Here is a 20141-nt window from a genome sequence, read left to right as displayed (position 1 = left end):
CGCCTCACGCGGCCTTCCAGAAGTACTCGTTGAGCTGTCCGGCGACGTCCTGGCGGAGCGCTTCGGTGACGTGCTGGTAGCGCTTCTTCATGCTCTCCGTGGACCAGCCCATCATCTGCATGACGACGCGAGGGTCCACACCGAGCAGCAACAGCACGGTGGCGGCAGTGTGGCGTGCGTCATGCAGTCGAGCCGGCCGCACCTTCGCTTCGGCGAGTAGGTCGCACCAGGTGCCGTAGTCGGCCCTCGGATCGATCGGGTTGCCGGTGGGCTGAGTGAACATCCACCCGCCTTCCTGCCACTCGCTGCCCGCGTGCTCCCGGGCGCGCTGCTGCTGCTCCTCGTGGCGCTCGATCAGGCCGAACAGCTCGTCAGGAAGCGTCCACGTTCGGCGGCCGGCGCGCGACTTCACGTCGACCTCAACGAGTCCGCCACCGTGGCGCTGAGGACACATTCGCGCGTGTTCCACGCAATCGGGCGGGCATGGTGGCGGGCACGGGCGCGTGTGCTTCGCGCAGGGCTCCTTACACGGTTTGGTCTTGTGGTACTTCGCGCCGCACGCATTGAAGTCGTCGCATCCGTGCTTCCACTTCTGCCGCTGAATCGCCTTCCGGACGCGCAGCGTCTTCCGCTTCTTATCCAGAGCGGTCCACTTGAACCCGAGCGATTCCCCCTGCCGCGCGCCGAGAGCCAATGCGATTACGTACCTGACGCCGTTCGGCCTTTTCAGCGCTGCCGTGATGACGTTCTGGACGTCATCCAGTTCCAAGGGCTCAATTTCTTCTTCCTCGACACGTGGGGCACGTGCGAGCCGGACGACGTTGCGGAACACGATGCCGCGCCGTTCTGCTTCCCCGAAAGCGGTCCTGGCCGTCCGGTGGACCTGGTGCACGGTGGCGGGCTTGAGCTTCGCTTCCAGCATCTTCGCGTACAGCTTCTCGAAGTGGTCGGGCTCAATCTGGCGGAGCCAGTGCGCGCCGACGCCGGGCACGAGGTGCTTGTAAACGGCCGTCTTGTAACCCACAACCGTCTTGTATCGCGCGGTGAGCGGCGCGATGTTCTCAACCCAGTGGATCAGCCAGGCGTCCACCTTCCACTTCCTGCCCTTCTTTCGGACAGTGCCGTTGTCGCGCTCGTTGAGCAAGGCTCGATATTCCTCGCGAGCTTCGGTTTCGTCGCGACGCTTCACATGACGACGATCCGGCTTGCCGTTGTCGAGAACTCCAACGGTGACCTTCGCGTGCCAGTAGCCGTCGTATTCGCTGTAGTAGAAGCTCCCTTCGCCGTTCGGATTGCGCGTACCTTCGGGGCGCTTGCTGCGTGCCACTTGAATTTCCTCCTAGGCGGCTTTTTGCGTGCTGTCGCCGGCGACCAGGCGAGCGGCGAACGCGTCGATGGCGGATACGGAGATGCGGCGGAGTCGGCCGATGCGGACGGATTCCAGCTCGCCGGAGCGGACCAGGCTGTAGGCGGTGGTGCGGCCGATGCCGAGTCGTTCCCCAGCCTCTTCGACGGTCAGCAGAACCCGCGGCGGCAGCGGCCGGGGCGCCGGCCGCGCGTCGGCGACGTGCTGTGTGGCGAGACGTTCGGCGAGCTGGGCGAGGCCGGCGGCGAGCTGGGCAATGTCGTTGGCGGTAGCCATTGGTGGTGAGCCCTTCGTGCTGCGGTGCGGTGGGTGGTGGCGATGTGCACGGGGCCTCCTCGGTACGTAGGAAACGAAGGAACGAAGTAAGTGCCTGACCTGGGGTTTCTTCGGTGACTTAGTTCGTTCGGTACGAACTAATGAGGTCGGGCCGTCGGTGTTTGTGCTGGTCAGCGGGTTTGTTCGTTAGTTCGTTTGGTTCGTCGGGTTGTCGGGGGCGCGGGCGGTGTAGACCTCGCTCGGACGGCCCCGGCCGCTGGCCGATGGGCGGGTGGTGACGGTGATCTGCCCGGCGGCCTTGAGCTGGTCCAGCAGCGTGGTGACCTCGGCGGCGGGGGTGTTGCCGCGGAAGTACTCCGCCGTAATCGCCTTCCGGGTCCGGCCCTCGGCGCCGGCCGCGCCGATCCACGCGGCGAGCTTCGCCAGTGCGGAGGTGTCGGTGAAGACGGCGCGGGCGGACGCGATGGAGTAGCGGACCAGCGCGGCCGCGGCGGTTAGGTGCGCCACCCCGATCGTCGACGTGCCGTCGAGCGCGGCATGGATGCCGGCGATGCGCAGGCAGTTCGGGGCCGCGCGGGAGGAGAACTCCTCCACCGGTCCGCCTTCGGCGTCGCCGTGGTCGCCTCCGAGCTCGATGTAGAGCCGTCGCCACAGCTCCACCGCGTCGTCGGTGAACCCGAGCGTCCCGAACGTTGCGCCGGTCGTCAGTCGCTCGCGCAGCTCGGAGCCAAGTCGGTCGATCAGGTTCGGGTCCGCGCCCTGTGAGAAGGGCAGGAACTGGCACTGAGCGACGGCGATGGGCAGGAACCGGTTGTAGGTGCCGCCGGCGAGGTCGGAAGCGGACACCTTGGCGCGAAACTCCTTCGGGGTGATGTGCCCGAGGATGCCGACGTGGGTGTCCTTGGCGATGCGGGCGGACACGGCGAGGGTGGACAGGTCCCCGCCGTCCCACGCGTTGCGCAGCGTCGCCGACAGCGAGTTGCCCTCGCGCTTCATCCGCTGCATGACCCCGGCCCACTCCGCCTCGAACACCAACAGCCGCTTGTCGCCGGGCGGCAGCGCACCGGGTGCGCGCTTGCCGTCGTCGTCGGGACCGTCCTCGTCAGCGGCGAACATCGCGGCAAGGCCCTCGCCGGAGGTGAGCCCGGAGCGGACGTTGACCGTCATGAACTCCGCATCGGCGGCGGTGAGCACCCGCCGTGCCGAGCCCCACCCGGCCCCCTTCCGGCCGCCCCCGGTCCGGCCGACGATCAGCGGCCACACCAGCAGCGGGTGCGAGTCATCGCCGGCCCGCACGTGCGGAGACCGTCCCAAGTGGACACCCGCCGCGCAGAGCAGGGACGCGAGGATGCCGATCGGGTCCGCCTCCGTCGTCGGGGCGATCTGGTGAGTGATCCACCCGAGGTAGGTGTCGTAGACGGCGGAGTCCAGGCCGGGCAGCGCCTTGCGGGCGTGGGCGACCTGCGCGCGGGCGCGTTCCTCGGTTTCGGTCAGGGTGGCGGTCGCGGGCATGTCACCTCCTGCGGTGGCGGGGTTGGGCGGGACCGACCGCAGGGGCCGGGCGGGGCTGGTCATCGGCGTGGTTCCTTCCGATGGGCGGGCAGGGTCAGGCCGCGGTGGTCGGCGTGGTCATCACGCGGCCCGGCGGGCGACGGGGTTGCGGATGCCGGCGGACAGGCCGGCGTCGACGACGCGGGTGATCTCGCGGTCGGTGCAGTCGCATCCGGCGGTGACCATGTGCCCGGCCGCGTCGATCAGCGCGGCGCGGGCGGTGGCGTGGTCGATCAGGTCGGCCCCGACCTTGCGGCCGATGGTGTAGGCCGCGGCCGACAGGACGGCGTTGTGGGTGTCTGGTCCGGCCGCACGGACGCGTTCGCACTCTCCGGTGAGTGCCGCGGACCCGTAGCGGGTGGGGGTGGTGGAGCGGATCTGGACGGGTGCTGAGTTGGCCGTAGACGAGCGTTCGGCGGCGGCCTGGACTAACCACCCCGGCAACTCGACCGGGTCGGTGTCGTCGGCGAGTTCGTACGCGCCTTCCGCGGTGACCGACCCCGGTCCTGCTGCGTATCCGCCGCCTGCCCGGACGTCCACATTGGCCGCAACCTTGCCCTGCGAGTTGCGCAGCGTGGTGCCGGCCGGGGCGAGGTAGTACAGGTGCCGACCGCCGGATGGCGTGGTCACGGTAAAGGTCGCCGGCAGCAGCCCGCCCCGTTCGGCGGCTAAGGCCGTGAGCGCGGTCCAGCCGTCCGGGCCGGGCTTGCCCTCGTCGGGAACGTCGGTGTCGACGACGACCAGCCGGGCCGGGCCAGTCGCCACGGCGATGTTGAACCGGCCGGACTCCCAGCAGCGGCGGATGCGGTCGGTGTCGCGGTGGGCGCGGTTCTCCCAGTCCTTGACCATCGGGCGGTTCTTGGTGCCGGGGGCGAGCGGGAAGATCGGCCACCCCATCCCGGCGAGGTAGAGCGCCCATTCGAGCAAGTCGTTGCGTTCCATAGTGGACAGTCCTTCCGGGTCGGTGGTGGGCCGGGCGGATACGGTGGTGGCGGTGGTGTGCGTACTCAAGGCGAGTCCTGACGTCGGTCACCGTGTGTGACAGTTCAAAGGCGTGCGAGACCTAGCCCTAGAAGTCCGGAGGTGTGGCGATCCCGGGGTTTCGCGGGCGGGGAGGGTGTTTCCGCAGGTGGGCGCTAGGTCGCTAGGGTGCTGGTCAGAACCGGTGCGGGGTGCTAGCGGGGATGCTAGATCTAGCATCGGGTGACGCTAGGTCGGTGATCGACGCTAGCCCTCGCGCCGGTTACTGTGCGTGCTAGTTCTGGTTGTGCTTGTCGACCGCGGCGAACACATCCACGCGGTTGACGCCGCGCCGGTTGGCGGCCTTGCCGGTCTCGTCCTTGCCGTAGACCTGGATCGTCTCGACACCCCAGGGGGCGAGGCTGGTGGCGAGCTGGTTGGCCTTGCCGCGGCCGTCCAGCGTGCCCCAGGCGCCGTAGACCTCGGGGCGGAGCGCGGCGAGTCGGTCCACGATGGACTCGGACCACACTTTCTTCTCCCCGGGCTTGAGCACCGCGGCCACGTCCAGGATCAGCACGTGTCCGGCCTTCGTGTCCTCGGTGGACTGGTCGACCTGTCCGGCGGCGTAGCCGGTGATGGTGCCGGCGGCTTCGCGTGCGACGCGGGCGCGTTCCACGATCCCTTCGGCGGCCGGGCCGTCGATCAGGTAGGTGCGGGTGATCTTCGGGTCGTCGCTCTCGCCGGCGAGGTAGCCGATTCCCTTGTCGTTGAACGAGAACAGGGCCGCGTTGATGCCGCGCTTGTACGCGCCGGTCCCGAGGATCATGTCGTTCTCCGGCTGGGCCATCACCCGCAGGCAGAACCGCAGGCCGGCGTTGGCGGAGATGCCCTTCGGGAGGCTGGAGGCGTCCGGGCGCTGCGTGGCCAGGACCAGCATCAGCCCCATCGCCGGGCCGCGCTTGGTGATGGCCTCGGCGAGCTTGTTGGCTTCCTCCTTGAAGTCGTCGTGGGAGAACAGCTCCTGGCACTCGTCGATCACCGCGAAGATCGGGTGGAGCCCCAGGTCACGGGTGCTCGACAGGTGCGGGGTGACCTTGTTTTCCGGGCACAGCTTCGGGTCGGACTCGGCGATGCGGGAGAGCACCTTGGCGCGGCGGTCCATCTCCTTGACCAGGTACCGCAGCCCGTCCATCACCTCTTCCAGGGTGGCGTTGTCCGCGCCGGAGGCGTAGCGGTGCGCGATCGGCTTGCACATGCCCAGGTCACCGGTGCCCTTGAGTTCGAACAGCAGCAGTTCGGCCATCGGGTCCAGCGCGGCGGCGAGGACCAGGATTCGCAGCGCGAACGTCTTGCCCATGCGCGGCATCGCGCCGATCAGCATCGCGACGAACATCATGGTCAGGACTACGGGCCGGCCGCGCTGGTCGGTGCCGAAGGGGATCGGCTCGAACAGGTTCACCCGGCCGCGCTTGGCGAGCGGCCACGTCGGGGCCTTCTGCTTGTTCAGCGGCTTGTCCCCGACCCAGATCACCAGCCGCCCGGGGTGTTCGTCGGAGACCGGTTCGGGCCACACACACCCGAGCGGCCGGCGCAGGCCGGAGGCGAGCTTGTCCCGGCGTTCCATGACCATGTCCACGGTGACGCCGTACGGGAGTTCGACTTCGGCGCGCCACCCGTCGCCGTCGCGCACGATCGGCGCGGGGAAGTGGATCTTCTCGCCCTTCCCGGCGATGGTCTGGTCGATCTTGGCGATGCCGAGCGACCCGAGCGCGGTCAGGACCACGTCGGAGGTCAGCTTTGGCACCCGCGCGGCGATGACCGCGCGGGACACGATCGGCTTGTCGGCCCGGCCGCCGGCGGTGCCCAGTAGTGCCGCGGTGGCGGTGCCGGCGGCGAGGTACCAGCCCCACCCGGTCACCGCGCCCACGAACAGGTAGAGCCCGGCGACCAGGACCAGGAAGGCGAGGAACACGGCGGTGGAGCGCTTACGGACTCGTTCGGTGCGCAGCTCCGCGAGCTTGCGGTACTCCTCGGTGTTGCCGGCCGCGACGGCGTTCGTGCGCAGCGGCTTGGCCTCCGCGTCGAACACCCAGCGGTGGGTGTTCACGACGATTCGCCCCACGCCGCGCGGGGAGTGCAGCACCAGCACGCCGACGTAGCGCGGGGTGCGGACGGCGTGGTAGGCGCAGGTGTGTCCGGCGTAGCCTGCCAGCCACTTCGCCCGCGACAGCAGCTCGTTACGCGAGCGCGCCCATCCCGGGATCACCTCCCGGGTCTTGGCTTCGCGCGCTCCGGCCCACCACGACGGCGCGGCCTTCGGGTCCGGCGTGTCGACCAGCAGCGGATTCACCCGGGCGGCCGGGTCCTCGTCGTCGATGAGCCCCTCGACCACCACCACGTCTTCATCGGCGGCCGGGGTGTCGGTGCGGTCCTGCGCGGGGATGGCGTCGGCGGTGCGGGCGGTGTCCGGCCGGACCAGGACGATGGCGCCGGAGCGGGTCACGGCGGTGTCGGTGGCCGCGGTGTTGTGGGCGTTCACGGGTTCGGTGGCGTCGATGTTCACGGCCTCATCGGTGGTGGTGTTCGTGGACGGGTTGGGCGTGGTGTTCACGGAGGTGAGCCCTTCGGGGTTGGTGGCGTTCACGGGGTCGGGTGCGTGGTCGGTGGTGGTGGACATCAGGCGGCCTCCCTCTCCTGCGCAGTGGTGGTCTGGTCGGCGAGCGCCGGCGCGACGGCCGGGCGGGTTGTGGTCTCGGTGGTCAGGTCGTCGGCGACGTTCTTGCTCGTGCCGCGGGAGATGTCAGGGCACACGCTGCGGACCCAAGCCGGAGTGATCTCGATCCCCGGCGCCCACGCCGCGCGAGCTTCGGCGAGGTAGTCCGCCCGGAGCTTGCGCGCCGGCTTCGCCGCGGCCTTACGAGCGGCCGGACGTCGCCGGGCCGGAGCCTTCGCCGGGGCAGGCGAGGTGACGACCGGGGCGGCCTCGGTGTCGCCGGGCACCGCGGGCGACACGGGAGCGGATACGCGGGTAACCGCGATGTCCGAGGCTGTACCTGCCTGCCCCGTGAACGCGGCGCCGGCGGCGGCCATGACCGCCTCGGTGAGCTTGTCCCGCAGCACCGGCGCGGTCTCCGCCGCGAGGAACACCAGCACCGGCGGCACCGAGTGCAGCACCACCCCGGCCACGTCCAGGTGCGTCCAGGACTTCCAGGTGTTCATCACATACGTCGCGAGGAACGCGAACCACTTCGTGCGGTGCGCCCACACCCCGGTCGAGACCTGGTAGCGAGCGGTGACCTGCTCCGCCCGTAGGACCGCCACGAGGACGAGGGAGACCATCGGGTCCAGCAGCCACCCGGCGACCCACCCGGCCGTCCAGACGGGGGCGCCGGACGCGGCGAAGGACTGGACGTTGACCATCGTGAACGCCAACCCGAGGAAGATCCCGAGCCAGATCACCGCGTCGATCTGCGTGCGGACCTTCTCCACCCGCAGCGCCACCACGTCCGGGTGGTTGGTCAGGGCCCGGACCTGCGCGGCGGTGGCCGCGTCCTGCGCGAGCTTGTCCGCCTCGGACAGCGGCTGGTGCCGTGCGTCGGCCGACGTCGTGGTGATGTCCGTGCTGGTCATCGGCGACCACCCCCGTGGTGCGTGACGATCTCGGTGATGGCCATCAGCCGCACGATGGTGTTGGCAGCGAGCAGGGCCGGGACGATGAGCGTGATCCACGTGGCCGTGGTGTTCTGCACCTTGACGATCAGCAGCCACTGGACGAACGCGATGACCGCCGTGCACAGCACGAGCCGGATCAGGTTCGCGGTCATCCTGGTGACCTCGCGGACACCGCGCAGAGACTTGGTGGCGGACTTGTGGCCGGCGCGCCACACGGAGAACGCGCCGATCAGCGCGAGTCCAACGAGGATGTACAGGGTCTGCGGAGCCATCTCAGGCCACCACCTTCGGGTAGTCGACACGCGCACAGCGCGCGGCGGGAAGCGGGATCACCGGGGCCAGCCCGGCGGCGGGAAGGTCGGTCGGCGACACGGTGGGCTCGCCGGTGACGTACTCGTGCAGGTGGGAGTCCGGGGCGAGCCCGGCGGAGTACAGGCAGGCGTCGCAGGTGCGGTGCGGCTTGGGCAGCTCCGCCCACCCGAGTTCGCCGCACTGCCGGCAGGTCCGGCGGGCGGCCATCGCCTTGCCCAGCGCGGCGGCGCGGGCCGGGGTCATGGGACGGACCGGCTTCGCCGACGCGATGAGGTAGAGGTTGGCGTAGACGAGCTTCCCGGCGGCGCGGCAGCGGAAGTACAGCACCGCCACCGGGTCCGCTCCACCCGGCCGCAACCCCATCGCTCGGAGCTGGCGACGCGTGGCGAGCTTGGTGGTCGGGGCGATGCCGTAGGACAGCAGCGGCAGCCCGTCCACCCGGCCGCGGGTGAACTCGAGATCCGGCGACCACGCCACGGGCGCGAGGACCCAGGGGAACTTGCGGGCCATCACCGATCACCCGCCAACAGCGCGAGTTCGCGGTCCCAGTTGATCCGGGTCGCCTCGGTGCTGGCCGGGACCATCACGTCGGAGTCGTCCAGGAACCGTTCGAGGTCGGCGCGCTTGAACGCGAGGTGACAGCTTCCCGAGCCTTCCGGGTCGAACAGGGCGATCCAGATCACCGCGTCGTCCTTGACGGCGGGGGTGACGTAGACGTCGCCGGGGCCGATGCCGTGGTTCATACCCTCGGCCAGCAGCTCACGGCCGATCAGCCATACCACGGAGATCGCGCCGTCCGGGACGTCCAGCTCGACCGCGAATGGGTCCGACACGCGGTAGGTGAGGGTGACGGTGCGGTGGCCGCCGTCCAAGGCCGGGGCGCCGGCCGGGCAGATCACCGTTCCGGCGGTGAGTCGCCGGCGGAGCGTCGTGCGGGCGGTCATGCCGCACCGCCGGAGACCAACTCGACCGACTCGCGGACAAGCGTGAGGGCGGATTCGCGGACGTCCTGCGCGTCGTCGGTCAGTGACACGTCGTCGAGTGCGTCGGCCATCGCGAACAGCCAGGACACGCGAGCAGCGAGGAAGTCCTGCTCCGTCGGGTAGCCCAGGGCCGACGTGGGCTGCTTGGCCATCAGGTCGGCGATGTCCTTGTACTGTCCCGCGCTGAGCGCGGTGGTGGTGCCTACCATGGGAAACCTCTCCGAGTTGCTACCTGCGTGGTGGTGGGGAGGCCCGGCCTGGTCGGAGCGTTCTTGGCGGTTCGAGCCGCCCAGGCTGGGGTCAGAAACGGCGGATACGGCGGGGATGCCGTGCGGGGCGGTCATGTCAGCGCCGCCAGCAGCAGCGCGACGGCCAGCAGCGACAGCCCGACCACCAGCAGCCCCATCGCGGTGGAGATCTGGTGGTACTTGCGGACCGCGATGCCGCCCAGGTGGGCGGTGTCGACGGCGAGGGTGGCGGTAACGGGGACGCTGCCGGCTTCGAGCAGCGCGGCGGGGCCGTTGTAGGCGGCGTCCAGCCATGAACCCGGGGTGGGGAACTGCGCCAGCCGGGGCCGGACCGCGGACAGCAGGACCAGCACCGCGGCGAAGATCGGCGCGGCGGCGAGCCACAGTCCGACCGTCGCCGGCACCGAGGTCTGGCGGGTGGTCAGGGCCACCACACCGGAGAAGGCCAGGCCGACCAACCCGAGCAGCGTGGTCACCTTCGTATCCGCCTTGCCCAGCTCCGAGCGGGCCTGTTCGTGAGCGACGTGGACGTGGGGCATCGCGTCGGCGTAGGTCATCGGTTGCTCTCCTTGGCTTCGCGGCGGGTCACTTGTGGCGTTTGCTGTTGGCGTTCCAGCAGTTGTCGTTGAAGCAGTTGCCGTTGGCGTTGGTCGGCCAACCGCAACCCGGGCAAGGCGGGTTGCTCTTGCTGCCCGGGTAAGGCGTGGTGGTCACGGCGAGGACGGTCATCACGCGGCCTCCCCTTGGGGCGACACCGCGGTGTCCAACCGGACGGGGAGCACCCGCAGCGCCGCGCGGTCGGTGCGCCGGCGGGTGCGGTTGGCGTGCTGCGGGTCGGTGAACGCGTGCCGGGTACGGACCTCGGCCACCGCCGACGCGGCGGTCAGCTCCTGGTCCACCTCGGCCAGCAACGTGTCAATCGCCGACTCGTCCAGGCCGTCCGGGCAGTAGCCCTGACCAGCGGAAACGCCGTCAACGGCGGCCCAGATGCTGCGGTTGGTGATTCGTGCGGAGTTCATTGGAGTCCTTCCGGGGTGTTCTACTGATACAGATCAATCTAGATCGGTATGTGTCAGTTGGCACTACGTCGTTCGAGTGATGTATGTCGGAGTGAGTCAGTTTGGCTAGACTTGCCCTATGGACGGCAGCGCGGCGGCAATGGCTACCTACGAGCGAGTGGCTGAACAGATCCGGGCGGACATCCGGAGAGGTGTCCTGAAGCCGGGGGAGAAGCTCCCTGGCAACCGAGTCCTGGCAGACAAGTACGACGTTGCGCTGGGTACGGCGCAGAAGGCGTTGCGGCTGCTGCAGGACGAGAAGTGGCTCACGGCGACGCCGTCTGTTGGCGTCTTCGTCAACGAGGTGCCGGGGGAGGCAGTTGACCCCTTGAGTGCGATGGCCGGCGAGTTGGCCGAGCTGCGCAAGAGGGTCGACGCTTTGGAGAAGCTGGTGGGGGAGAGTTGAGGACTGGGGTTCCGGTGCGGTGTCATGTCCTAAGGAAACCGCAGGTCAGGGGACGCGAGTACCGCACTTCCAAGGATCTTTGTGGACGTCCCCGCGGTGCGAAGCGTCCCAATCAAACGTCCGAAAACGTCCCGGTAGGGAGGAGGCAGCATGGCTAACGATCGGCTTCGCACTGCCATGTTGGCGGCCAACCTGACTGTGGATGACCTCGCCGCGCGGGTGGGCGTCGACCCGAAGACGGCAGCCCGGTGGATCAGCAATGAACGGGTGCCCCACCGCGGCACCCGGCACAAGATTCTCGCCGTGCTCGGTGGGCGCGAGGAGGACATCTGGCCGTCGCTCGCGTCCGACTCGCGTCCCGCACCGACGGAGTCTGAGCTTGTGCACCTGTACTCGTCCCGGTCCGCCATCACGGGGGCGGGCTGGGAAGCGTTGCTCGCTGGCGTCCAGGAGAGCATGGACGTCCTCGTATTCTCCGGTGCTTTCCTTGTCGAGCAGTACAACTTCGTCCCGCTGGTTCGTGCGAAAGCCGCGGCCGGCGTGCGGTTCCGGCTGCTGGTCGGCGATGAGACCACATTGGCCGTCAAGCAGCGCGCGATCGAAGAGGGAACCCCTGGCGGTCTGGAGGGACGCATTCAGCTCATGCGGCGTTACCTCGCCGACGTGGTCGAGCTCGACGGCGTCGAGGTCCGGACGCACGGCGAAATCCTGTACAACTCGCTCTACCGATTCGACGATGACCTACTGGTCAACGGACATGCGTTCGGCGCCCTCGCTGGTCAGAGCCCGGTGATGCACCTTCGGCGGCAGCCGAGCGGCCAGATGTGGCAGCACTACATGAAGTCGTTTGAGCGGACCTGGTCCGCCGGCGTCCCCGAGAAGTCTCAGGAGAGCGCGTGAGCCGAATCGACTACCTCAACGACCCGAACGCACCAGCCGCGAACAGCGTGGTTCCGTCCGTGACGGTGGCGATTCGCGACGAGGCGGGCCGGATTCTGCTCATCCACAAGATCGACAATGACCTGTGGGCGTTGCCGGGCGGCGGTCACGATGCGGGGGAGCGGATCACGGACACCGCTGTGCGTGAGGTCCGGGAAGAGACTGGCTTGGACGTCGAGATCGTCCGTCTTATCGGGACGTACACCGACCCGAATCACGTCATGGCGTACGACGACGGCGAGGTCCGGCAACAGTTCTCGCTCTGCTTCGAAGGGCGGTGGACTGGCGGTCAGCCGCGGGAAGATGGCACCGAGACTAAGGCGGTGCGTTGGGTGAACCCCGCAGAACTAGATAACTTGAACATCCACCCGTCCATGCGACTGAGGATTTCTCATGCGTTGGACAGTGCGCGGACTGCTCCCTATCTAGGGTGAGATTCGGCAAGCCGTTGCTCGGTTCGCCGCACAGAATCTTTTAGGATTGGCCCTGCTTTCAGCCAAGTGCGGTGTACTGGGTCGTCAACCGGATACCGTCTGAGTATTTCAGAAATCCGCTCATCGTAGCTAAGGCGCTGGCCGTCAGGGCCGGTCGTTAGGTCTGCGGTAACTAAGGCATCTAAGGTTGGGTTATCGTCGAACGGGAATTCGCTCAGCTCTGCGGACATCCCACGTTCGGCTGCTTCGAAACGGGCGCCAGAATGGTGGGCGACTAGGTTCACGATCTCGTTCGGCCATTCAAGTTGCTTAAGGTAGCGTGCGCCGTCTAGGGGGTGGAACCTAGTTAAGCCGATTTCGGGTGCATAGCCAATATCATGCAGCCAGGCGGCGGCCACCAGAATCTCCGACTTTCCGGATGGAAGGGCGCCTTTCAGTTCGAGGGCCCGTGCTGCTACGGCTTGCACGTGAGTCCAGCGTCGCGCGAGTGGACTAACGAGCTGATCTGCAAGCTGCGCAGCTTTATCGACTAGGTCGGCCATGTCTAGATTCTACCCTCCTTCGATACTGCGGTCGAACGCTACTGTTCGTCGGATGTGCCGGAGGATTGCGTTTAATCTCCCCTTGTGTCAAGGAATCTTTCCTGCAAAGTATCCGATGGCGCCGCCAGCGATCAATGCGACTACGTTTGAGAAGATTGTGATCTTGATGTCGTCCTTCTTCCTCTCCCAGAGGGTTGGAAGGGTATTGCGCGTCTTCGCGTAAAGAAGAGAGGATGAGGGGTTCAATAGGAACATTATCGCGCCCATGGTTACTATGCCGATAAACGCGCCGATAATGCTAGACCACGAGCCCACGGTACCGCTCATTCCTAGCCAATTTTTGTAGTCGGCAATAAGCGTGAACGCGAGTAAGCTCAAAAAAGCAGCACCTGTAGCGAAGTTTCGTTTGGGGATGCCGTAGAAGAAGTTTATAAAACGTATACGTCGATGCTTCTTGAGAAGTGCCTCGATTTGAGTGCAGCTCGCCTCGACTTTAAAATCATCTGAAGTGCTTGTGATGGAGTTAGTCCAGGTGGAGGGGCCAAGGCTGACTTTGATTAGCCCGTCGCCGTGATCAAAGCGAATATGGTCAATCTTTTCTATCTGCTCATTTTCTAGATCTTCGAGTTTGTCGACGTCATATTGAGAGCCTTTGGCTTTGATCTTTATTGACAAGGGCCTGCTTGCTGGAATTTCGTTGATCCAGTACTCGATCTTCTGTAGGTCTTCCAGCCACATTCGCACCGGCGCAGTTCTCCGCTGTCGCTCGGCTGCCTGAGTCCTAGTGACCGCCAATGCGGGCTCCGTTCTGAGCTGTGTGGGGGGCTGGAGGGAACAGCGTACGACGGTCCCATGACCTTGCGCTCCCAGGCGCGCACGCCGTGCCGACGATGCTGCAGGGCAGCGAGCATCGTGGCTTCTCGGACTCGGGCGTCACTGTCGTCGGGGTGCTCCATGGTGCCCAACTTGGGTTCCAGTCGCCCCGGTCCGAGTGGGTTCGCGGTAGTCCTGCAGGCAGCCTTGACCTGCACAGATGTGTTAGGCGAACGTGGGTGAACGGACTACCTGAGACCTGAAAAGCGGAAGGTCGCCGGTTCGACCCCGGCCCTGGCCACCGCTCACGAGACCGCTCTGACTCAGGTCAGGGCGGTTTTCTCGTATCCGGGCCGATCTTGGCCGTGGCCGCTGTCGACCTTGGTTGACCGCCGTTGGCCATCGCTCTCGCCGCACTGAAAGTGTCGGTGGTCACTGAAAAGATGCCAGTGTGGCGGAGCGTATGAAAGAGATCTGGGATGCCGAGGCGGCATCGTTTGACGAGCAGCCGGATCATGGCCTGAGAGACCCGTCGGTGCGGGCAGCGTGGTCCGATCTTCTTCTGCCGCTGATGCCGACGGCTCCCGCCACGGTGGTCGACCTCGGTTGCGGGACGGGCAGTCTCGCCGTCCTGCTGGCCCAGGCCGGGTACGCCGTGGACGCCGTGGATCTGTCCGGCCGGATGCTCGCCGTAGCCAAGGAGAAGGCCGAAGCGGCAGGGGTGAGCGTCGGGCTTCGCGAGGGCGACGCCGCCGAACCCCCGTGCTCGCCCGGCACGTTTGATGTCGTCCTTGCGCGGCACGTGCTGTGGGCGATGCCTGATCCGGCCCCCGCTCTGAGCAACTGGGTGCGTCTCCTGAAGCCGGGTGGTCGTCTGGTGCTCGTCGAAGGTCGCTGGTTCACCGGGGCAGGGATCTCGGCGGACGAGTGCGAACGACTCGTGCGTGCTCGTCGAGAGGACGCCACGGTGACGCTGCTGGACGACCCCTCTCTGTGGGGCGGTCCGATCGAAGATGAGCGGTATGTGCTCGTCAGTCTCAGCTGAACGGTCAAGCACCGCTCTGGTTCCACGCCGCCGCTAGGCCGAACGAGTGAACCGTGCGATCCCGTGTCCGGACCGCGCACCCGGCGCCGACCACCCGGCGAAAGGCAGCCCACCCGGGGCCGCCGCCCACAGCGGGGAGCCGACGTGCGATACCTCCTTACCCTCCACATGAACCCGACCCTCTGGGCCACCCTCACCGACGACCAGAAGAACGGCGTCTACGAAGGCCACGGCGACTTCATCAAGCTCGTCACCGGCACCGGCGAAATGGTCGAGACCAAGGCGCTCGCCGAACCGTCCGAAACCAAGACCGTTCGCGTCAAGGACGGCGCGACCGACGTCGGCGACGGCGCCTTCGTCGAGTCGGAGGCCTTCCTCTGTGGCTACTACGTCGTCGACGTCGCAACCGAAGCGCGCGCTGTCGAGCTGGCCGCGATGATTCCCGATGCGCAGTACACCGCCGTCGAGGTGCGGAAGATCGTGCACGAAGGTTGACCTCCAGCGAGGTCGAGGGTGCACGCTGAAGCCATGACCAGCGAGTGGGGCTCCGACGCCGTCGACCTGGACGCCTACCTGACCAGGGTCGGGCAACGACGACGGCCGCCGTCCGAAGAAGCGCTCGGGGAGCTCGTGCGTGCGCACGTCCGGGCCATTCCCTTCGAGAACGTCGACGTCGTTCTCGGGCAGCACCAAGGGATTTCGCTCGACGTCGTGAGCGCGAAGCTCGTCGGACGGCGGCGGGGCGGCTACTGCTACGAACAGAGTGGCCTCTTCGCCGCCGTCCTCGAACAGCTCGGCTACACCGTCCACCGGCTCGCCGCGCGCGTCCAGCCGCGGCGGCCGGGGCCGTACACCCACATGACGCTCGTCGCCGAGATCGACGGAAAACGCTTCCACGCCGACGTCGGGTTCGGGGCCGGGATCCTCGCCCCGATGCCGCTCGTCGACGGCCAGGAAACCGACCAGGCCGGCTGGCCGCACCGGCTCACCGAAAAGAACGGCTGGTGGACGCTGAGCAAGGGCGACGAGGACCTGCTCGACTTCCGGCTCGACGGCATGCACCCGATCGACTACGAGGTCTACCACCACTACACCTCGACGCACCCGAAGTCGCCGTTCACCGGACGGCTGGTGATCATGACGCTCGAACCGGGCGTCAGCCGGAAGCTGCTGGGCCGCGAGCTGACCGTCGAAAAGCCCGATGGCACCAGCGAAACCACCACCATCGCGCCGGAGGAGCTCGACGCCACCCTCAAGGACCTCGGGATCGAGCTGACCGCGGACGAGCTCGACCGGCTCAAAACCCTTTACTGACCGAACAGCTCGGCCGCCGGCACTGGCCGGCCCAGGTGGTAGCCCTGGGCCTGGTCGCAGTCCAACGCGCGGAGCAGCTCCACCTGCTCCGCGGTCTCGACGCCCTCGGCGATCACCGTCAAATCAACAGCGTGGGCCATCGCGATGATGCTCGTGACGATCGCCGCCGCGTCGCGGGATTCGGCGATGCCGGTGATGAACGAGCGGTCGATCTTGAGCGTGTCCAGCGTCAGCCGGCGCAGCTGCGCGAGCGACGAATACCCGGTGCCGAAGTCGTCGATCGCCAGCAGGACACCCAGTGACCGCAGGGAAGCCAGTACTTCGGCGGCCGCTTCCTGGTCGCGCATCAACGCGCTCTCGGTGACTTCCAGGCAGAGCGCGCCGGCCGGCAGCCCGGTGTTGGCCAGCGCGTCCTGCACGGCGGGCACCAGGTGCGGGTCGTCGAGCTGGCGGGTCGACAGGTTGACCTTCAGCGTCAGGTCCAGACCTTGGTCACGGCGGCGGGTGGCGAGCTCGCGCGTCGTCGCGCGGAGCATCTCCTTGCCGATCACGTTGATCAGGTCGCTCTCTTCGGCGAGCGGGATGAACTCCACCGGCGAAATCGCGCCGTGGCGGGGGTGCGTCCAGCGCAGCAACGCCTCGACCGCGACCATTTCGCCGGTCTTCAGGTCGACGACCGGCTGGTAGGCGGGCCAGAGCTGACCGTCGTGCACCGCGTCGCGCAGGTCCTGCTCCATCCGCAGCCGCCGCTGCATGCGCTCGCGCAGGCCGACGTCGAAGAAGTGGTGCCGGCCCCGGCCGAGCGTCTTGGCCTGGTACATCGCGACGTCGGCGTCGCGCAGCAGGTCCTCGGCGCTGCGGCGGTCGGCGCCGCCGACGAGGACGACGCCGATGCTGGCGTCGAGGTGCAGCTGACGGCCGAGCACGCCGATCGGCTCGGCCAGCGCGGCCCGCAGGTGCTCGGCCAGCGCGCGGACCTCGCCGGGTTCGGTGACCTCGCCGGTGACGACGACGAACTCGTCGCCGCCGAGCCTGCCCACCAGGTCGTCACGGCCGGAGCAGCGGCGCAGGCGCTCGCCGACGATCCGCAGCACCTGGTCGCCGACCGAGTGCCCGAGCGAGTCGTTGATGACCTTGAACTTGTCCAGGTCGAGGAACAGCACGGTGACCGCGCCGCGGCCGCCGCCGTCGAGCCGGTCGAGCACCAGGGTCCGGTTCGCCAGCCGGGTGAGCGGGTCGTGGGTCGCGTCGTGCGCGAGGCGCGCGCTGATCGCGCGGGTCTCGGTGATGTCGGTGAACGACGTGACGACGGCCCTCGCCGTGGGGTCGTCGGGGTTGAGCAGCCGCGAGGTCAGCGACACCCAGACGTCGCGGCCGTCGGGCCGGCGCAGCCGCACGACCAGGCCGTTGTGCGTGACGCCGGTCCGCCGGGTCCGCACGGACGGCGTCTCGTCCGGCGGGATCCAGTGCCCGGACTCGGTGAACAGCACGAGCGTGTGGCACGGGACGCCGATCAGCTCGGCTTCGGCGACGCCGAGGATCCGGCAGGCCGCCGGGTTCGCCGCCTCGATGAGCCCGCCCGGGCCCATCACCAGCACGCCTTCGTCCAGGGAGGTGACGACCGTGCGGTAGTTCTGCTCGGCCCGCCGCCGCGCGGTTTCGTCCGCGCAGACGAGCACGTACCCGTCGTTCATCTCAGCTGCCGAAACGCGGACCGCCAGGGGAGCGCCGTCCCGCCGGCGGTGCAGCGCTTCGGTGATCCCGCCGCCGCGCAGGTCGAGCGGCGCGCCGACCAGCTCGCTCGCCCGCCGTCCGACGGCTTCGGCCGCGGTCCAGCCGTACACCGCTTCGGCGGCCGGGTTCCAGCTGGTCACGACGCCTTCGCCGGTGGTCGCGATCAACGCGTCGCTGACGTGGGACACGAGCGCGGCCTGGTAGCGGAGGGCGTCCGCGGCCGCCTTCTTCGCCGTGATGTCCCGCATGACGACCTGGTAGGCGGGCCCGTCGAGGCGCACGGACACCGTCTCGACGGCGAACTTGCTGCCGTCCAGCCGGGACATCAGGGCTTCGACCGGTTCGCTGGCCTGACCCGGCTCGGTGAGCAACGCGAGCTTCTCCACGACGGCGGCGCGCGACTCCTCGGCGACGAAGTCGGTGAACCGGCGGCCGACGACCTCGGCCGCGGACCGCGCGGCGAACGTCTCGAGGGCCGCGCGGTTGGCATAGGTCAGGACGCCGTGCTCGTGGACGCAGATCGCGTCCGGACTCAGCTCGACCAGTGCGGCGAGGGAGCCTGCCTCCATGAGCGTCGTCCCCCTGGCAGTCGGCGTGTGGCTCGGTCGATTACACCACCGACTCCGGCCCCTGCCTACCCGCCGGAATCCGGGCCCTGCCTGCGGCTGGGCCGCGCAGCCGCGGCCCCCAGAACAGCAGCCCGAAGTGCGCGGCGACGGCGTGGCCGAGCAGCGTGACGACCGAGTCGAGGCTCGCCGGGTCGTCGGCGAGCCAGATCACCGCGATGAACGCTTCCACGGCGGCCAGCGCGGCCAGGCGCGCGCGGCCGCGGAGCAGGAAGACGAGTGCGCCGGCCGTGGTGAAGAAGCCGTAGCTGACGCCGATGTCGAGCCAGTGCCCGGCCGAGTTCGGCAGGACGTGGGTGCTGATCAGGGCCATCACCGGCAGCTCGGTGACGAGCGTCGCCAGCACGTGACCGGAGAAGAACACGATCGCCGCGCGGCGGGCGCCGAAGCGGCGTTCCAGCGGCGCGACGGCGATCGCGAAGATCACGACGTAGACGACCCAGCCTTCGTCGGACAGCCAGATCGCGCTGGTCAGCAGCGAGGTCAGCGGCCGTCGCCACAGGTTGTGGGCGTCGGTGCTGGACAGCTGGAGCAGCCGGTCGGTCAGCACCGGGTCGGCGAACCTGAGCAGCAGCGTCGTGCCGAGCAGGAGCACGAGGTAACCGAACGTGAAGGGGGTCACCTTCGGAGTGGGGATGATCTTGCCGAACGCCGTCAGGCCGCGACGCGGAACGGCGATCCGGGGGACCGGCCGATCGGCTTTCAGCAGCATGGTTCGAGCATCGCCCGTCATGCTGGGAGTCTCCCGAACCGCAGCTGTGAATCCGCTGTGGAATGTCACTCACGGTCAAACTGAACGTTACGTGACGAATTTTTGCCGAAAACTCACCCTTCTGGGGGGCTTGTGCGGTAAAAATACGGCCACGACGTCGGCCGAAAGGCCTTCCGGAAAGGTCTGTCGGGGTGAACGACGAGGTATCGGTCGCCGAGCTGCTCGTGCGCGAGGGCTGGGGCGACCGTTCGGCACCGGGCCAGTCGCGGTGGCGCGTGCTGGCGGTGATGCTCGCCGTCGTCATCGGCTGCGGGGCCGCGGCGGTGCTGGTCGGCCTCGGCGGCAAGGGCACCCCGGACGCGTCCCCGGTCGACCAGATCCAGGTCATCCCGTTCCCCCAGCGCACCACCGGGCTGGGTGGCGCCGGCCAGGCCACCGACTCGCCGCCGGAGGGCGGTACCGGTGGCGGCGACGTCGTCCCCGGCGTGGGCGTTCCCCGCGAGACCGTCACCGAGGTGCCGGGCACCGACCCGACCACCGAGACCAGCGCGGACTCCACGACGCCGACCACCTCGTCGACGAACCCTGGCGGCTCGGTCACCCCGACCACGACCCCGTCGGGTGGTCAGCCGCCGGCCCACACGCCGACGCCGACCAAGACGACGACGTGCCTGCTCGTCATCTGCTGGTGATCAGGCCAGTTTCTCCGCGAGGTCGCTGAAGTCCGAGGTGTTCCACCGCTCCGGGCGCATCACGATCGCGATGTTGCTCCCGTGGGTGTCGTCGGTCGCGTCGGTGTACGCCTCGCTGACGCCCGGGGGCAGGTAGCGGGCCGCCATCTCGTGGCGCTGGTCCTTCGTCATCGGCCACGACTCCACCACCGGTCCCTCGACCGAGACGTACTTGTAGACGCCGTCCTGCTGCTGGACGCACAGCGAGAAGCGGCCGGCCGCCTCGATCAGCCGGGTCTTGCGCAGGCCGGGCGAGGTCATCACGACGACGTCGCCGCCTGGCTCGTAGCGATACCAGATCGGCGTGGTCAGCGGTGCCCGGCCGGTTTCGGCCGTCACGCTGAGGACGCCGACCTGCGGCTGGGCGAGGAACTCTTCGCGCTCTTCGACTGTCATCTTGCGGGCCATCGTCGTCTCCT

Annotated in this window: 25 protein-coding genes; 7 read left to right on the top strand and 18 right to left on the bottom strand. The window is 68.2% G+C overall.

The genetic code is table 11. The features are described from left to right. Positions 1–4: 4 nt before the first annotated feature. From ACZ7OU_RS04230 to ACZ7OU_RS04170, 13 genes are all read right to left on the bottom strand, one after another. On the bottom strand, positions 5–1327 hold the full coding sequence (locus tag ACZ7OU_RS04230; RefSeq protein ID WP_470254192.1) for a tyrosine-type recombinase/integrase: 1323 nt from the start codon (positions 1325–1327) through the stop codon (positions 5–7). A gap of 12 nt (positions 1328–1339) precedes the next feature. Further along, positions 1340–1642 (bottom strand): helix-turn-helix domain-containing protein, encoded by a 303-nt coding sequence (locus tag ACZ7OU_RS04225; RefSeq protein ID WP_470254191.1) that lies wholly within the window; start codon positions 1640–1642, stop codon positions 1340–1342. A 186-nt stretch (positions 1643–1828) separates the two neighbouring features. Continuing rightward, on the bottom strand, positions 1829–3154 hold the full coding sequence (locus tag ACZ7OU_RS04220; protein ID WP_470254190.1) for a DUF3987 domain-containing protein: 1326 nt from the start codon (positions 3152–3154) through the stop codon (positions 1829–1831). Positions 3155–3274: 120 nt separating this feature from the next. Continuing rightward, the gene (locus ACZ7OU_RS04215) at positions 3275–4204 is read right to left on the bottom strand and encodes a bifunctional DNA primase/polymerase (protein WP_470254189.1); all 930 of its coding nucleotides are present in this window, start codon (positions 4202–4204) and stop codon (positions 3275–3277) included. A gap of 244 nt (positions 4205–4448) precedes the next feature. Beyond that, the gene (locus ACZ7OU_RS04210; RefSeq protein ID WP_470254188.1) at positions 4449–6830 is read right to left on the bottom strand and encodes an FtsK/SpoIIIE domain-containing protein; all 2382 of its coding nucleotides are present in this window, start codon (positions 6828–6830) and stop codon (positions 4449–4451) included. After that, the gene (locus ACZ7OU_RS04205; protein WP_470254187.1) at positions 6830–7783 is read right to left on the bottom strand and encodes a hypothetical protein; all 954 of its coding nucleotides are present in this window, start codon (positions 7781–7783) and stop codon (positions 6830–6832) included. Before ACZ7OU_RS04205 ends, ACZ7OU_RS04210 begins: the two co-directional genes overlap by 1 nt. After that, the gene (locus tag ACZ7OU_RS04200; RefSeq protein ID WP_470254186.1) at positions 7780–8097 is read right to left on the bottom strand and encodes a hypothetical protein; all 318 of its coding nucleotides are present in this window, start codon (positions 8095–8097) and stop codon (positions 7780–7782) included. Before ACZ7OU_RS04200 ends, ACZ7OU_RS04205 begins: the two co-directional genes overlap by 4 nt. Before the next feature lies 1 nt (position 8098). After that, entirely contained in the window at positions 8099–8647 is a 549-nt protein-coding gene (locus ACZ7OU_RS04195; protein ID WP_470254185.1) for an RRQRL motif-containing zinc-binding protein, read from the bottom strand. After that, entirely contained in the window at positions 8647–9081 is a 435-nt protein-coding gene (locus ACZ7OU_RS04190; protein ID WP_470254184.1) for an SsgA family sporulation/cell division regulator, read from the bottom strand. The genes ACZ7OU_RS04195 and ACZ7OU_RS04190 overlap by 1 nt, the downstream gene beginning before the upstream one ends. Continuing rightward, complete coding sequence (locus tag ACZ7OU_RS04185) at positions 9078–9329, bottom strand: hypothetical protein (RefSeq protein WP_470254183.1); 252 nt, start codon at positions 9327–9329, stop codon at positions 9078–9080. The genes ACZ7OU_RS04190 and ACZ7OU_RS04185 overlap by 4 nt, the downstream gene beginning before the upstream one ends. 131 nt (positions 9330–9460) lie before the next feature. After that, entirely contained in the window at positions 9461–9925 is a 465-nt protein-coding gene (locus ACZ7OU_RS04180) for a Pycsar system effector family protein (RefSeq protein ID WP_470254182.1), read from the bottom strand. Between the two features lie 28 nt (positions 9926–9953). Beyond that, a complete protein-coding gene (locus ACZ7OU_RS04175; RefSeq protein WP_470254181.1) occupies positions 9954–10097 on the bottom strand; it encodes a hypothetical protein in 144 nt (47 codons plus the stop codon). Beyond that, positions 10097–10387 (bottom strand): hypothetical protein, encoded by a 291-nt coding sequence (locus ACZ7OU_RS04170; protein WP_470254180.1) that lies wholly within the window; start codon positions 10385–10387, stop codon positions 10097–10099. Before ACZ7OU_RS04170 ends, ACZ7OU_RS04175 begins: the two co-directional genes overlap by 1 nt. Positions 10388–10505: 118 nt before the next feature. Here ACZ7OU_RS04170 and ACZ7OU_RS04165 point away from each other — a divergent pair, with 118 nt between their 5' ends. The 3 genes from ACZ7OU_RS04165 to ACZ7OU_RS04155 all read left to right on the top strand — a co-directional run bounded on the left by ACZ7OU_RS04165 (position 10506) and on the right by ACZ7OU_RS04155 (position 12205). Beyond that, complete coding sequence (locus tag ACZ7OU_RS04165) at positions 10506–10832, top strand: GntR family transcriptional regulator (RefSeq protein ID WP_470254179.1); 327 nt, start codon at positions 10506–10508, stop codon at positions 10830–10832. A gap of 150 nt (positions 10833–10982) precedes the next feature. Next, complete coding sequence (locus tag ACZ7OU_RS04160; protein WP_470254178.1) at positions 10983–11732, top strand: helix-turn-helix domain-containing protein; 750 nt, start codon at positions 10983–10985, stop codon at positions 11730–11732. Beyond that, positions 11729–12205 (top strand): NUDIX hydrolase, encoded by a 477-nt coding sequence (locus ACZ7OU_RS04155; protein WP_470254177.1) that lies wholly within the window; start codon positions 11729–11731, stop codon positions 12203–12205. Before ACZ7OU_RS04160 ends, ACZ7OU_RS04155 begins: the two co-directional genes overlap by 4 nt. Here ACZ7OU_RS04155 and ACZ7OU_RS04150 read toward each other — a convergent pair. Both ACZ7OU_RS04150 and ACZ7OU_RS04145 read right to left on the bottom strand, forming a co-directional pair. Next, positions 12193–12747: an HD domain-containing protein gene (locus ACZ7OU_RS04150; RefSeq protein ID WP_470254176.1), complete on the bottom strand. Its 555-nt coding sequence runs from the start codon at positions 12745–12747 to the stop codon at positions 12193–12195. The two genes, ACZ7OU_RS04155 and ACZ7OU_RS04150, sit on opposite strands and share 13 nt — an antisense overlap. Positions 12748–12834: 87 nt before the next feature. Next, the gene (locus tag ACZ7OU_RS04145; RefSeq protein WP_470254175.1) at positions 12835–13491 is read right to left on the bottom strand and encodes a hypothetical protein; all 657 of its coding nucleotides are present in this window, start codon (positions 13489–13491) and stop codon (positions 12835–12837) included. 520 nt (positions 13492–14011) lie between these two features. Between ACZ7OU_RS04145 and ACZ7OU_RS04140 the strand changes: the two genes are divergently transcribed. From ACZ7OU_RS04140 to ACZ7OU_RS04130, 3 genes are all read left to right on the top strand, one after another. Beyond that, complete coding sequence (locus ACZ7OU_RS04140) at positions 14012–14605, top strand: class I SAM-dependent methyltransferase (RefSeq protein ID WP_470254174.1); 594 nt, start codon at positions 14012–14014, stop codon at positions 14603–14605. 144 nt (positions 14606–14749) lie between these two features. Then, entirely contained in the window at positions 14750–15100 is a 351-nt protein-coding gene (locus ACZ7OU_RS04135; protein WP_470254173.1) for a YciI family protein, read from the top strand. 33 nt (positions 15101–15133) lie between these two features. After that, a complete protein-coding gene (locus tag ACZ7OU_RS04130; RefSeq protein WP_470254172.1) occupies positions 15134–15919 on the top strand; it encodes an arylamine N-acetyltransferase family protein in 786 nt (261 codons plus the stop codon). Here the strand turns inward: ACZ7OU_RS04130 and ACZ7OU_RS04125 are convergent. Further along, positions 15913–18222, bottom strand: coding sequence for a sensor domain-containing protein (locus ACZ7OU_RS04125; RefSeq protein ID WP_470254171.1), 2310 nt, complete (start codon positions 18220–18222; stop codon positions 15913–15915). The two genes, ACZ7OU_RS04130 and ACZ7OU_RS04125, sit on opposite strands and share 7 nt — an antisense overlap. Before the next feature lie 40 nt (positions 18223–18262). Beyond that, entirely contained in the window at positions 18263–18991 is a 729-nt protein-coding gene (locus tag ACZ7OU_RS04120) for a rhomboid-like protein (RefSeq protein WP_470254170.1), read from the bottom strand. A gap of 191 nt (positions 18992–19182) precedes the next feature. Between ACZ7OU_RS04120 and ACZ7OU_RS04115 the strand changes: the two genes are divergently transcribed. Continuing rightward, a complete protein-coding gene (locus ACZ7OU_RS04115; RefSeq protein WP_470254169.1) occupies positions 19183–19683 on the top strand; it encodes a hypothetical protein in 501 nt (166 codons plus the stop codon). Here the strand turns inward: ACZ7OU_RS04115 and ACZ7OU_RS04110 are convergent, their stop codons facing one another. After that, positions 19684–20130 carry a pyridoxamine 5'-phosphate oxidase family protein gene (locus ACZ7OU_RS04110; RefSeq protein WP_470254168.1) on the bottom strand — a complete coding sequence of 149 codons (447 nt, stop codon included), beginning with the start codon at positions 20128–20130 and terminating at the stop codon, positions 19684–19686. Positions 20131–20141 lie beyond the last annotated feature (11 nt).

The sequence above is a fragment of the Amycolatopsis sp. NPDC114505 genome, assembly GCF_055633615.1.
Note: the sequence above shows the minus strand (reverse complement) of the source record. Positions and strands in the feature narration are given on the sequence as shown.